Origin of the sequence: Novosphingobium mathurense (genome assembly GCF_900168325.1) — a bacterium.
GTDB classification, from domain to species: domain Bacteria; phylum Pseudomonadota; class Alphaproteobacteria; order Sphingomonadales; family Sphingomonadaceae; genus Novosphingobium; species Novosphingobium mathurense.
The window spans coordinates 1,105,316-1,118,891 of the sequence record NZ_FVZE01000001.1 but is presented as its reverse complement, the minus strand read 5'-3'; the positions used below and the strand labels follow the sequence as shown (position 1 = coordinate 1,118,891).

11 protein-coding genes and 1 tRNA gene are annotated in these 13,576 nt (G+C 64.4%); 2 read left to right on the top strand and 10 right to left on the bottom strand.

Annotation, left to right across the window (positions count from 1 at the left end):
- Positions 1-3: 3 nt before the first annotated feature.
- From B5483_RS05370 to infA, 6 genes are all read right to left on the bottom strand, one after another.
- A complete protein-coding gene (locus B5483_RS05370) occupies positions 4-1,200 on the bottom strand; it encodes an efflux RND transporter periplasmic adaptor subunit (RefSeq protein WP_139383907.1) in 1,197 nt (398 codons plus the stop codon).
- 232 nt (positions 1,201-1,432) lie between these two features.
- Positions 1,433-1,508 (bottom strand) — tRNA-Phe (locus B5483_RS05365).
- A gap of 101 nt (positions 1,509-1,609) precedes the next feature.
- Complete coding sequence (yacG, locus tag B5483_RS05360) at positions 1,610-1,777, bottom strand: DNA gyrase inhibitor YacG (protein WP_079729670.1); 168 nt, start codon at positions 1,775-1,777, stop codon at positions 1,610-1,612.
- Positions 1,774-2,748, bottom strand: a complete 975-nt coding sequence (locus tag B5483_RS05355) for a ribonuclease (RefSeq protein WP_079729669.1) — start codon at positions 2,746-2,748, stop codon at positions 1,774-1,776. The genes yacG and B5483_RS05355 overlap by 4 nt, the downstream gene beginning before the upstream one ends.
- Positions 2,741-3,376 (bottom strand): Maf family protein, encoded by a 636-nt coding sequence (locus B5483_RS05350; protein WP_245828821.1) that lies wholly within the window; start codon positions 3,374-3,376, stop codon positions 2,741-2,743. Before B5483_RS05350 ends, B5483_RS05355 begins: the two co-directional genes overlap by 8 nt.
- The gene (gene infA / locus B5483_RS05345) at positions 3,357-3,602 is read right to left on the bottom strand and encodes a translation initiation factor IF-1 (RefSeq protein WP_007014967.1); all 246 of its coding nucleotides are present in this window, start codon (positions 3,600-3,602) and stop codon (positions 3,357-3,359) included. The genes B5483_RS05350 and infA overlap by 20 nt, the downstream gene beginning before the upstream one ends.
- 199 nt (positions 3,603-3,801) lie before the next feature.
- Here infA and B5483_RS05340 point away from each other — a divergent pair, with 199 nt between their 5' ends.
- Positions 3,802-6,762 carry a TonB-dependent receptor gene (locus B5483_RS05340; RefSeq protein ID WP_245828820.1) on the top strand — a complete coding sequence of 987 codons (2,961 nt, stop codon included), beginning with the start codon at positions 3,802-3,804 and terminating at the stop codon, positions 6,760-6,762.
- Positions 6,763-6,817: 55 nt separating this feature from the next.
- Positions 6,818-8,779, top strand: a complete 1,962-nt coding sequence (gene uvrC / locus B5483_RS05335) for an excinuclease ABC subunit UvrC (RefSeq protein WP_079729667.1) — start codon at positions 6,818-6,820, stop codon at positions 8,777-8,779.
- A gap of 15 nt (positions 8,780-8,794) precedes the next feature.
- On the opposite strand, the gene B5483_RS05330 is transcribed toward uvrC, so the two are convergent.
- From B5483_RS05330 to B5483_RS05315, 4 genes are all read right to left on the bottom strand, one after another.
- A complete protein-coding gene (locus tag B5483_RS05330) occupies positions 8,795-9,100 on the bottom strand; it encodes a hypothetical protein (RefSeq protein ID WP_054944753.1) in 306 nt (101 codons plus the stop codon).
- A gap of 96 nt (positions 9,101-9,196) precedes the next feature.
- Entirely contained in the window at positions 9,197-10,033 is an 837-nt protein-coding gene (locus tag B5483_RS05325) for a cupin domain-containing protein (protein ID WP_054944752.1), read from the bottom strand.
- The gene (locus B5483_RS05320) at positions 10,030-11,223 is read right to left on the bottom strand and encodes a GNAT family N-acetyltransferase (protein ID WP_245828819.1); all 1,194 of its coding nucleotides are present in this window, start codon (positions 11,221-11,223) and stop codon (positions 10,030-10,032) included. The genes B5483_RS05325 and B5483_RS05320 overlap by 4 nt, the downstream gene beginning before the upstream one ends.
- Positions 11,224-11,375: 152 nt before the next feature.
- On the bottom strand, positions 11,376-13,472 hold the full coding sequence (locus B5483_RS05315; protein ID WP_054944750.1) for a sodium-translocating pyrophosphatase: 2,097 nt from the start codon (positions 13,470-13,472) through the stop codon (positions 11,376-11,378).
- Between the last annotated feature and the right edge of the window lie 104 nt (positions 13,473-13,576).

Sequence of the window (13,576 nt, the reverse complement as noted above, 5' to 3'; positions counted from 1 at the left end):
CGGTCAGTCTTGCTTGCCGGAAGGCTTGGCGGGCGAAGCAACCTTTTCCGGGGTGGAGGCCGGTACCGGCTTGATCCCAGCTCCCTGCTTGAGACCGTTCAGCCCGTCGACGATGACCTTGTCGCCTCTGGAAAGTCCCCCGGTGATGACCGAGTACTGGCCTCTCGTGCGTCCGGAGGTGACCTTGCGACGCATCGCCTTGTTATCCTTGCCTACGACCATGACGTAGGCGCTGCCGTCGAAGTCGCGCAGCACTGCGGCTTGCGGCACGAGGTAGGCGTTCTGCTCGACGGACTGGTCGAAGACGGCGTTCACGAACATGCCCGGCAGCAGCAGGCCTTCGGAATTGGGGAACTGGGCGCGAATGGTCACGGTGCCGGTCGCCTCGTCGACCGTCACTTCGGAGAACTTGACCGTGCCGGTTGCCCCATAGTCCGTTCCGTCCTGCAGCTTGAGGCGAACCGACGCGCTGCCCGCGCGCGCACCGCCCCGGCTCAGCTTCTGGCGCAAGGCGGTCAGGTCCGTGGAGGACTGTTTCATGTCGACGAAGATCGGGTCGGTGCGCTGGATCACCGCAAGCGGGTCGCTCTGACTCGCGCTGGCAAGGGCGCCGACCGTAAACAGCGAACGACCGATGCGGCCGCTGATCGGTGCGGGGACGGTCGTGAAGCGCAAGTTGATGCGCGCGGTATCGAGCGCCGCGGCATTCTGCGCAACGGCGGCCTTGGCGACGCGGGCCTGGGCCAGAGCGTCGGTGTAGTCCTGCTTGGCGATGGCTTCCATGTCGGCGAGCGGCCGGTAGCGCTCGGCCTTCACTGCAGCGGCATCGGCCGAGGCGCGGGCGCTGGCGAGGTTGGCCTCGGACTGGTTGACTGCGGCGCGGTAGAGGCTGGGGTCGATCTGAAAAAGGGGCTGTCCGGCACGGACAAAGCTGCCTTCGGTGAAATAGCGCTTCTTGATCACGCCCGAAACCTGGGGGCGCACTTCCGAAGTCTCGTAGGCGACTGTGCGCCCTCCCAGCACGACTTCCACTGGCACGTCGGTCGGCCTGGCGACGACATAGCCGACCGTGGCCGTTCTTGCGCCGCGATCCTGCGACGTTCCACCGGAACAGGCAGAAAGGGCCGTCAGGGTGATCGCTGCAATGATGCCACGTCGAAGCTGCCCGGCACGCGCCGGCTCAGGGGGGAGAAGTTTCAAGACAAGCACCGTCTGATGATCAGAAGGCCTTGATATCCGTTCATTCGGATGACGTCGCAAGCTTGCATTTCGCAATTGCGACAAATTCTTACAGCTATGCGAATGACGATTACATTTCGCAAGGGCGGGCGCACCGGACATGCGGGTCCAGAGCAGGCGTGCAATCTTGGGTGATAATCGATCGGGGGCTTATGTCAGTGCGCCACTCTTGTGTTCCCTTGGGGGAGAAGAGTGGTGCCCGGGGACGGAATCGAACCGCCGACACCATGATTTTCAGTCATGTGCTCTACCAACTGAGCTACCCGGGCATCTAAGCCAGAGACGGTTGCGTTTGCGTCCCGTCGTGCGTTGGTGGCGGGCCTATGACGAAGCTCGCGCACCTTTGCAACCCCCTATCGCTCAGTAATTTTCATTCATCCTGTGGAATATCCGAAAAGCTGGGCGGACCGGGCAGGGCATAGCCATCGTCCAGCCATTGCAACAGGTCGCGGTCGCGGCACCGTTTCGAGCAGAAAGGGCTGTGCTCGGCGGTGCGGGGTTTGGAACAGAGCGGGCATTTGCGTTCGGAACGGGTCATGACGCCACGGCCTGAGCGAATCCTCCGGCGAGTGCAAGGTTGCTGTCCGGTTCGATGCGAATCCGGCGCCCGGTGCGTCGTTGCAGTTCGTCCTGCCAGGCAGTCGCAATTGCGTTGCAGACCTGTGGATGGGCCTTGAGCAGCAGCACGCCGGGTTCGCTGACCTGCTCTGCGCGGCGCAGCAGCAGTCTGGCGCTGGCTGCGCAAGGCTCCTGCCGCACGCGCTGGAGAATCGACGGGCGTTCGAGCCGGGCCACGAGTTGGACGAAACCGAATCCGTTCATCGCCGTTCGCTGGTGGGGCCAATGGTCGAGTGCAGCGGCAAGGGCTTCATCCACGTCGCGACGCTCATCCTTGCGCTCCAGCGAGGGAAAGTCGATGCCGATCGAACCGGCGAGGTCGAACTGGCCGATGGCCGTGGCGATGGCGGGAATGGCCGCGAGGGCAAGCATGCGCGGAGCCATCGCGCCGTCGATGTCGATCAGGGTCATGGCGGGCGTCGCGCTGACGACGATCGAGCCGCCGTCGAAGGCGATGAGGCCGTCGAGTGCTTCGGAGATGATTTCGGGCCAGGGATCGTCCGGGAAGCGACTTACCACGCGCACCGGTGCGCCGTCCTCGCGCAGACGTTGTGCAAGCGACGGGGCGGGGCGGGCGGGTCGGTCCGTGAAACGGGCCTGGGCGCGCTTGAGGCGGCCGGTCTCGGCAATGGCCGCGCGGGTGATCGTTGCGCGCACGCTGGCGCCTTCGCTGGCATTGGCGGGAAGCCCGTCGATCAGGGCCTCTTCGCCGCTGGCAAAGCGCACCGTGCCTCGTTTGGCACCGCTCCTTCGGGAAATCAGAGTGGCATCGGCCGTTTCGCCCGCTGCCAGCGAGCCGGGCCACTCAAGCCTTGCGGCCAGTACTTGCCCGGCCTCGACGAGAACTGCCCGGGTTTCCCCGATCCCTTCCTCGACGAGCCACTCAGCCAATCGGGAATCCTGCCGCCTTGAGCAGCGCGCGGGTTTCGAAAAGGGGCAGGCCGACGACGCCCGAGTGGCTTCCGCCGATCCACGCGATCAGGCCCTCGGCGCTGCCCTGGATTGCGTAGCCACCAGCCTTGCCGTGCCACTCGCCGCCGGCGATGTAATGTTCGATCTCTTCGCGGCTGAGCGGCTTGAAGCGCACGACCGTTTCGGACACGCGCTCGCGCAAGGTGCCGTCAGGTCCCTTGAGCGCGATCGCCGAGAGCACGCGGTGGCGCCGGCCGGACAGCAGTTCGAGGCAGTCGCGCGCCGCCTTTTCGTCTTCTGCCTTGGGCAGGATGCGCCGTCCGCAGGCGACGACCGTATCGCCGGCCAGCACATGCGCGTCGGCGGCCTCGACGGCCATGGCCTTCTCGCGCGCCATGCGGCAGGCGTAGACGCGCGGCAATTCGCGCGGTCCGTGGGTCTCGTCGATCTCTGCAGCGATGACGGCGTCGGGCTCCAGGCCGAGGCGCGCGATCAGGTCGCGCCGGCGCGGGCTGGCCGAAGCGAGGATCAGCCGTGGGCTGTGAGCACGGGTGTCACCGGCTTGCGTCCCGGCGACGGGCAGGGCCTCAGTACTGACCGGGGCCACCGCGACCGGGCATGAAGCGATAGGTGATGCGCCCCTTGGTAAGGTCATAGGGCGTCAGTTCGACGAGAACTTCGTCGCCAACCAGCACGCGGATGCGGTTCTTGCGCATCTTGCCGGCGGTATGGCCAAGGATCTCGTGACCGTTTTCCAGTTCGACGCGGAACATGGCGTTGGGAAGCAGTTCCACAACGCGGCCGCGCATCTCGAGAAGTTCTTCTTTCGCCATCGGCGATCAATATCCGTAGTTTTGCTGCAACAGTGCGGCGCGCCATAGCTACGACTCGCGAAAAAGGGAAGCCTCGCTTGTTCATTCGCGCGCAAGTTACTTGCGACAAATTGTTACCCGGCCGCGGCTTGCGGCTTGAATCCACTCCCGGCAAGAGCGCGATGGGATGGGGAAGGCGTATTTTGGCGGAGAAATTTGTTTGCGTTCCCACATTTGGCTTCCCCTGATTACGGGTGCATCCCTGCCTTCCCTGGCCTTCGCACAGGTTACGGCTCCTGCCACGATCATCGATGAGGATGATGATGCGATCGAAGTCAATTCGAGCGAGATCGTCGTTGTCGCCCCGCGTATTCGCGGGCAGGTCGAAGTCCCCAACCAGCCGGTCCAGACTTTCGACGAGGAAGACATCGCGGCCTACGGCGCCGACTCGATCGCCGACCTGATCGCGGCCATCTCGCCGCAGACAGGCAGCGGGCGCGGGCGCGGCTCTGGACGCCCGGTGATTCTCGTCAACGGTCAGCGCATCGCCAGCTTCCGCGAGTTGCATCGAATCCCGCCCGAGGCCATCCGGCGCATGGAAGTGCTGCCCGAAGAGGTTGCCCTGCGCTTCGGCTATCCGGCCAACCAGCGCGTCCTCAACATGATCCTGAAGGACAACTTCGCGTCGATCATGGCCGCGGGCGAGTACAATGTCCCGACGCGCGGTGGCTATGACAACTACGAAGCGGAAGGCGGTGTCTTCAAGATATCGGGACCGCGCCGGTACAACTTCTCCGCGAAGTTGACCGAGACGACGATGCTGACCGAGGCCGAGCGCAGGATCCGGCAGAGCGCATCCGGCCAGCCGACCGTTTCCGGCGATCCGCAACCGGCACGCTATCGCAGCCTTGCCGATGCCGATTCGACGCTCGAGTTGAACGGCACGATGACGCAGGGCATCGGCGAGGGCGGTCTCGACGGCTCGATCACCGTCAATGGCGCCTACACGCATCAGCAGACGACCTCGCTTTCCGGCCTCGACACGGTCATGTTGACCCACAACGGCGACAGCGAGATCCGCACGCTGCCCGATCCGCTGACCACCCGTTCGGTGATCGATACCTTCGAAGGCGGGCTGGGTTACAACACGATGATCGGGGACTGGACGTTCTCGACCACGGCGGACGGCAGCTACACCGACACCAATACGCGCACGGACAGGCGGCGCGATACCGATGGCCTCGTTGCCGCTGCGGCCGATGGCTCTCTGGCAATCGACGGCGCGCTGCCCACGGTGCCAGGAGCGGGCGTCGATGTCGCGCGCAATCGTGCGCTGGCGCTCGCCACGCTGACGACCCTGTCCGGGCGGCCGTTTCGGATGCCCGCCGGCGATGCCAACCTGACGCTCAATGGCGGGTTCGATTTCAACCGCACCACCAGCGAAGACACCCGCACCGATGTCGGCGCCTTCACGCTCAAGCGATCGGATGTGTCGGGCGGGATCAACCTCGCCCTGCCGCTCACCAGCCGAGCCGAGGATTTCCTCGGCGCCATCGGCGATTTTACGCTCAACCTGGGCGGCGGAATCGATCACCTCTCCGACTTCGGTACGCTGAAGAACTGGAACCTGGGGCTGACCTGGAACCCGACCGACAAGCTTTCCTTCCAGGCGAGCTATCTCGTCGAGGATGCCGCGCCGTCGCTCTCGCAACTCGGCGCGCCGAACATCGTGACCTACAATGTCTCGGTCTACGACTTCACCAATGCGACGACCTCGCTGGTGACGGTCACGACCGGCGGCAACCCCGATCTGGTCAAGGAAAAGCAGCGCGACATCAAGCTGTCGGCGACGTGGCAGCTGCCCTTCCTCGATCGTTCGAACCTGATTGTCGAATACTTCCGCAACCGGTCCAGCGACGTCACCAAGGCGTTCCCGCTGCTGACTCCCGCCATCGAAGCAGCGTTCCCGGGACGCGTCACGCGCGACGCCTTTGGCAACCTGATTGCCATCGACCGGCGCGCGGTCACTTACGACGAGGTGTCGACCTCGAGCATGCGCTGGGGTTTCAATATTTCCGGCAAACTGGGCAGTGACAGCGCTTCGGGCAGTGGCGGGGGCGGCCGGCCAACGCGCGCGGCGCCCCCGGTGCGAAGCGAAGTGCCTGCGCCGCCGGGGCTGTCTGGCGGCCCTCCGCCTACCGGGGGGGGCGGCTTCGATCCCTCGCGCTTCGAGGCCATGCGCAAGAGCCTTTGCGCACCGGCGGGCGAGGGCGCATCGCCCGATCTCTCGGCCATGCCTGAGCGGATGCGCGAACGCCTGGTGGGCGCGGACGGCAAGGTCGATCCCGAAAAGCTCGAGAGGATGAAGCAGCGGGTCTGTTCGGCCGAAGCTCCGTGGGCTCCCGGCGGCTTCGATCCCGAGCGCTTCGCGAGGCTGCGTCAGGCGGTCTGCACCGACGGTGGCTCCGAGCCCGATCTTTCGAAGCTGCCCGAACCGATGCTCGAACGGCTCAAGGGGCCCGATGGGCAGGTGGACAAGGCGCGCCTGGCCGCCATGCGCGAGCGGGTGTGCAGCAGTAACGGTGCCCCTCCGCAAGGAGCCGCGCCAGCGGGCGCAGCGCCCGCGGAGAAGAAGCAGTCCGGCGAATCGTCCTCCGGCGGTGGCGGCAGCCAACGCTCGGGCTTCGGTCCTCCGGGTGGCGGGCGCTGGAACCTCTCGGTCTATCACACCTGGCGGTTCGTCGACCGGGTGCGCATCGCCCCGGGCGTTCCGGAACTGGACGAACTGGCCGGCGATGCGATCAGCGCAGGCGGCGTGCCGCGTCATTCGATCGAGATGGAGGGCGGCCTGTTCAAGAACGGCTACGGCCTGCGCCTCAAGGGCGAGTGGAATGCTCCGGCCAAGGTCAACGGCAGCGGTCTTCCCAGCAGCTCCGACTTGCGTTTCGGCAGCACCTTCATCCTCGACGCGCGGCTTTTTGTCGACCTTGGGCGCATGGAGAACCTTGTCGCCAAGGCCCCGTTCTTCAAGGGTGCGCGCATCGCATTGACCGCCGACAACCTGCTCGACTCGCGCCAAAAGGTGACGGACGAGAACGGCCTTGTGCCGCTGGCCTATCAGGCGGCCTACCGCCAGCCGCAGGGCCGTGTCGTGGGCATCGATTTCCGCAAGATGTTTTGAACCGCCGCTTCAGTTGAGGAAGACATGGTGCGCGGGTCTACCGCTCCTGCGCACCATGTCCTATCTGGCGGGCATGGCGCGAACACCAGCCGGAACACCCGATCACCCCAAGGGCCTCGAACGCTTCAACGAGGAGCGGGCGGCGACGACCGTGCGCGGGTCGGACAAGCCCGACCTGCAGGCCGGTGCCGAAGTGATCCGCGACACGGTGCGCACCCTGCCGCACAAGCCGGGTGTCTATCGCATGCAGGATGCGCGCGGCGAAGTGCTCTATGTCGGCAAGGCGCGCGCACTCAAGAACCGCGTGGCCAACTACGTGCAGTGGGAAAGGCTGCCCAGCCGTTTGCAGCGCATGGTCAGCCAGACCCGGTCGATGACGATCGTCACGACCAATTCCGAGGCCGAGGCGCTGCTGCTCGAGGCGCAGCTGATCAAGCGCTTTCGTCCGGCCTACAACGTGCTGCTGCGCGACGACAAATCGTTCCCGTTCATTCTGCTGCGCGCGGACCACGCCTTTCCGCGGATCATGAAGCATCGCGGCGCGCGCAAGGCCAAGGGCAATTACTATGGCCCCTTCGCCAGCGCGGGATCGGTGAACACGACGATCAATGCGCTGCAGAAACTGTTCCTGCTGCGCAGTTGCACCGACAGCTTCTTTTCCCGGCGCGAACGGCCCTGCCTCCTCTACCAGATCAAGCGCTGTTCGGCCCCATGCGTCGACCGGATCGACGAGGCGGGCTATGCCGAACTGGTGCAGGAAGCGAAGGACTTCCTTGGCGGCAAGTCGAACGCGGTGCAGCGCAAGATCGAATCGCAGATGGCTGAGGCGGCAGAAGCGCTGGACTTCGAACGCGCGGCCATGCTGCGCGACAGGTTGCGCGCCGCCACGTTCATCCAGGGTAGCCAGGCGATCAATGCGGAAGGGCTCGACAACGCCGATATCTTCGCGATGGCGAACAAGGGTGGCCATGTCGGGGTGCAGGCCTTCTTCATCCGCGGCGGCCAGAACTGGGGGCACCGGGCCTTCTTTCCCACGCACACCGATGGGCTGTCCGAAGAAGAAGTCATGCAGAGCTTCCTTGCCCAGTTCTATGAGGAAGTGCCGCCAGCGCGCACCATTCTCGTCGACCGTGAATTGCCCGAGGCGGACCTTCTGGCGGAAGCCTTCCGCGAACTGGCGGGCGGCAGGGTCGAGATCTCCGTTCCCCAGCGCGGCAATCGCAAGAGACTGATGGCGCAGGCCCATCGCAATGCGGAAGAGGCGCTCGACCGTCGCCTTGCCGAGCGGGGCACGCAGGCGAAGATCCTGCGCGAACTGGCAGAGTTCCTCGAACTGCCGGACGTGCCGCAGCGCATCGAAGTCTACGACAACAGCCACATTCAGGGCACCAAGGCGCTGGGCGCGATGGTCGTTGCCGGGCCCGAGGGCTTCCTCAAGAACCAGTACCGCAAGTTCAATATCAAGTCGGCCCAGACCGACGACGACTATGCAATGATGCGCGAGGTGATGACCCGTCGCTTCGGCCGAGCGCAAGAGGAAGATCCCGAGCGCGAAAGCGGGACCTGGCCCGATCTGGTGCTGATCGACGGCGGCAAGGGACAGATGAGTTCGGTCAAGGACGCGCTTGAGGAACTGGGCATCGAGGATGTGCCGCTTGTCGCCATTGCCAAGGGGCCGCACCACGGCCGCGAGGGGCGAGAGGTGTTCCATTTTCCCGATGGCCGCGAAAAGATGCTGCCGGTCAATTCGCCGCTGCTGTTTCATTTGCAGCGCCTGCGCGATGAGGTCCACCGCTATGCGATCGGCGCGCATCGGGCAAAGCGCAGCCGCGCCATTTCAGCCAGTCCGCTAGACGAAATCCCGGGCATCGGCCCCGCGCGCAAGCGGGCGCTGCTCCTGCATTTCGGTACGGCGGGGAAAGTGCGGGCGGCCAGCCTGGAAGACCTGCAGAGGGCGCCGGGTGTCAGCAAGGCCGTCGCGCAGACGATCTACGACTTCTATCACCCGAACGGTTGAACCGGGAAATTTCCGTCAGCGGTGCACTTCGGCCGTCACGCGGTGGAAGAAGGGGTGGTGCGGAGTCGCTCCGTTATGGATGTTCACGAAGATCCCGCCGCACAGGCTGCCCAGCCGAGCCGAGGCGGTGGAGACTTCTTCGCCCGTGCGCACGTCGATATGTAACTTCAGCTTGCCGTCGAATTCGAAGAAGACCTTGATGGCCTTGGGAAATTCAGATTTCAGTACTTCAAGTAATTTGCCAAGCTCTTCGGCAATAGAGTTTGCTCTCGATGCCTGAGGGAAAGGCTCGACCTGATTGAAACTGCTAACTTCGGACATGGTACACCCCTGTGCTCCCCGAAATCTTCTAGCAGGTGGCCACGAACTTGTGCAGGGGGCATACCGTTTCTGCGAACGGTTATTAATTGGTAGGCGTTATCGCGCGCCCAACTTGCGCGCCACTCTCCAGCCATAGGCCTTGGCCAGATTACGGGCGGGCCAGCGTCCCGGGCAGCGGGGCCTCAGACCGTACTTGCGCAGCAAGCCATTGAAGGCACGGGCATCGGCTTCGGCGAAACTCCATTCGGAGCGCCAGGTAATCGACAGCGAGACCGAAGGCTCCGGTCCATTCCGGACGAAATGTGGCGCCATCACCGGCACGAACAGCGCTTCGCCCGCGGTGATCGCGAATTCCCGGCCTCCCGAGATCAGGTCGCTGCTCCAGCGCAATTCACGCCCCCCGCCGGTGTGATAGGTTTCGTGCACCTCGTCCGGCGCATAGCGGGCGTCCCCGGCGGGAAACTGGGTCATGACCTTGGAACCGCGCACCTGCAGCAGGATATTGTGCTCCGGATCGAAGTGATAGGGCGTCACGCCGCCTGCCGAGGTCACGAAGATGAAGCCCTGTGTCCTGAGCATGCGTCCGGTCTTCGCCTCGATCTGCGGGCGCAGTTCGCCCAGCAATTCCTCCAGCAGGGCGGCGTAGGCAGGATGCTGCTCGATGTTCTTGAGCGCGGCCCAGGAATTGCTCGTCACGATCGTGCGGATTGTCTCGCCGATAGGTATTCCGGTCGCCTCGGGTTTGCCGTCTATGCCGATGGGCTGGTTGCCTGCGTTGTACTCGATCGAAGCTTGCGGCAGCGATTCGGCAAGGTCGGCGAGCGCCCCGAGTTCCATCAGCGGGTGGTCTCCGAGTGCATGGACCAGTTTGTGCGGGATCTCCGGGTAATTGGACGCAAAAGTCGCGCGGACGCTGGGCGGGAAGACGCTCATGAAGATGTTCCTGACGGATTGCGTGCGGTTTCGGCGCGCACGAATTGGCGGAAGGCGGCGCGGCGCAGGCGTCCGCCGATCGCAATGGAGAGACGCCCGACCGGACGGCGCTCGCGCCAGAAGTGGTCGATCATCGGATGGTCGGCGGCGGCGCAACTGTCCGTCCAGTCGATGTCCTGTCGCGCGAGCATCTCCAGGTTCTCCCGCTGCAGCAGCACACCGGGCGAGAAGCGCGCGTAGGCTTCATCGAAGGCGGTCTTGTACGAGAAGGCCCCCGGCGGAGCGAGGAACGTGGCCAGCATCGCCAGCGGTCTGCCGTCGAGCGTCAGCGTCAGCCGCTCCAGCCTAGCGCAAGACGCAGCACCCTCCAGGCTTTCACGGAACAGTGCTTGCGTCGCCGGATCGCAGGCTAGGGCAGAGCCGGCCTTGCCCTTCCAGCCAGACGTTTCGAGCGAGAGGAAGGCATCGCACCATGCCGCGATCCCTTCGGCATCGCCTTGGCGGATCACGGCGAGTTCGCCTTCGTCGGCGAGGCGCTTGGCCTGACGGCGCAGCTCCTTGCGCTTCTTGGTGGAAAGCGACGCATCGAGATAGGCCTGGGGTGCCAGATTGGATGCCAGCATCGCCCGATGTTCGAGGTGAACGAGTTCGACCTGCCGGTTCTGCTGGGTCAGTTCGTCTTCGAGGGCACGGTGCAGCGGCGTACCGAGCGGCATGGCGCGCAAGTGCATGAACAGGGCTGCACCGGGGCTGCGATCGGCCCATTCGAGCATGGCTCGCCAGAATTCGCGCTCGCTTCCCCGTGCGACCAGCGGTGCGCCGCAAAAGCAGTTGGCGTGCAGCCAGCTTGAGATCTGGGGGACCGGCCAGCGATAGTAGCGTTTCTCACGCAGGACCGGCAGGAGCCCCGTGAGGCGGCCGCCGCGCTCGAAGCGCAGTATGCCGACCTGATCGCTGCCGGGCAAATGCCGCAGCGCCGGCAGCAGATACCAGCTTTCGAAGAAGGGATTGGGTTCGCTGGCTTCGCGCGCAAGGCCTTCCCAAGCTGCGATCTCGCGCTCCAGGTCGCGCCAGTCGATGCAGTTCAGCGTTCCGGCATCGGGATGCAGGTATGCGGTTTCGGTCGCCGAGACCGGGCGCGTGCGTTCCTCCTTGGGCAGGCTGGCCACTGTCCTGAACTTCCACTTCAAGCGAGCAGGGATTTCTTCAGGTCGACCTAACGGTTTTCCTTCAAGGAATTGCTAACGATGGCCATTCACCCTGCTGTGCCGGGAAGCGGACAGAAAAACGGGCCTGCCGGATGTCCCGGCAGACCCGCAGTCTTACCGTCGTGTGGTAAATTCTATCCCGCGGCGAGCGCTGCCAGCAGCAGCAATGCCACGATGTTCGTGATCTTGATCATCGGGTTGACGGCCGGCCCCGCAGTATCCTTGTAAGGATCGCCCACGGTGTCGCCGGTGACGGCGGCCTTGTGGGCTTCGGAGCCCTTGCCGCCGTAGTTGCCGTCCTCGATGTACTTCTTGGCATTGTCCCATGCGCCGCCGCCCGAGGTCATCGAGAGTGCGACGAACAGGCCGCCGACGATCACGCCCAGAAGCAGTGCGCCCAGAGCGGCAAAGCCGTTCTCGCTCCCGGCCACCGCCGTGATCACGTAGTAGACCACGATCGGCGCCAGCACCGGCAGCAGCGAGGGGACGATCATCTCCTTGATCGCCGCCTTGGTGACGAGATCGACCGTGCGGGCATAGTCGGGCTTCGAAGTACCCTCCATGATGCCCTTGTTCTTGGCGAACTGGTCGCGCACGTCGACGACGACGTCACCCGCCGCGCGGCCCACCGCGGTCATGCCCATGGCTCCGAAGAGATAGGGCAGGAGCGCGCCGAGCAGCAGGCCGACGATGACGTAGGGGTTCTCGAGACTGAAGTTGACGGTCAGCCCCGGGAAGAACTCCCGCAAGTCGGTCGTATAGGCGGCGAAGAGCACCAGTGCGGCGAGGCCAGCCGAGCCGATGGCATAACCCTTGGTAACGGCCTTGGTGGTGTTGCCTACGGCATCGAGCGCGTCGGTCTTTTCGCGGACCTCGTCGTCCATACCGGCCATTTCGGCAATGCCGCCGGCATTGTCGGTGACCGGACCATAGGCATCGAGCGCCACGACCATGCCGGCCAGCGCCAGCATTGCGGTGGCTGCATAGGCAATCCCGAGCAGGCCCGCGAGCTGGTGAGCCATGATGATGCCGGCGACGATGACGATGGTCGGCAGGGCAGTTGCCTCAAGGCTGACGGCAAGGCCCTGGATCACGTTGGTGCCGTGACCGGTGACCGACGCCTTGGCAATCGACCTGACCGGCCGGAAGTTCGTGCCGGTGTAGTACTCGGTTATCCAGATGATGAGGCCGGTGATGACGAGACCCAGCAGCGCGCAGTAGAACAGCGAGCGGCCGTTGAAGTCGGCATCGCCGATCGGGGCTTCCATGCTGCCGAGGGCAAAGCTGATCGACCACCAGATCGCCGGAACCGACAGGACGGCGGTGACCAGGAAGCCCTTGTACATGGCGCCCATGATGTTGTTCGACTTGCCAAGGCGGACGAAATAGGTGCCGATGATCGACGTTACGATGCACACACCGCCGATCAGAAGCGGCAGCGACATCATCTGGATGAGCACTTCGCCGAGGTTCTTCATGAGCAGCGCGGTGAGGATCATCGTCGCGCCGACGGTAACGACATAAGTCTCGAACAGGTCGGCGGCCATGCCGGCGCAATCGCCCACGTTGTCGCCCACGTTGTCGGCGATCACGGCAGGGTTGCGTGGATCGTCTTCGGGAATTCCGGCCTCGACCTTGCCGACAAGGTCGGCGCCGACATCCGCGGCCTTGGTGAAGATGCCGCCGCCAAGGCGTGCGAAGATCGAGATCAGCGAAGCGCCGAAGGCCAGGGCGGTCAGCGCCTGTACGACGGTGCGGTCTTCGCCGCCGACACCAAATCCGGCCGGTCCGGTCAGGTACCAGAACAGGACCGAAATCGCGAGCAGGGCCAGGCCCGCCACAAGCAGGCCGGTAATCGCGCCGGCGCGGAAAGCCAGTGTCAGCCCCTGTTGCAATCCTTCCTGGGCTGCAGCGGCGGTACGCACGTTGGCGCGGACGGAAATGTTCATGCCGACGAAACCGGCTACGCCCGACAGGACGGCGCCGACGACGAAGGCTACGGCCGAAATCGTGCCCAGCGTAACCGCGATGATTATCGCGACGACGATGCCGACCAGTGCGATCGTGGAATATTGCCGCTTCAGGTAGGCCTGTGCGCCTTCCTGAATGGCTGCTGCGATTTCCTGCATCTTTTCGTTGCCGGTCGAATTGACCAGCACTTGCCTACTGGTCTCCAGGCCATAGATAATGGCCAGAAGTCCGAGGCCTATTGCGATCGTGACTAGACTCACAGAACGCCCCCTTCCCAAAGAGTTCCTTTATTTCGGCGAGTTTTCCCGCTCGAAGTGGCAAGGGCTATAGACAAGCCTCGATACTGGCAAGCGCCTTGTTCCAG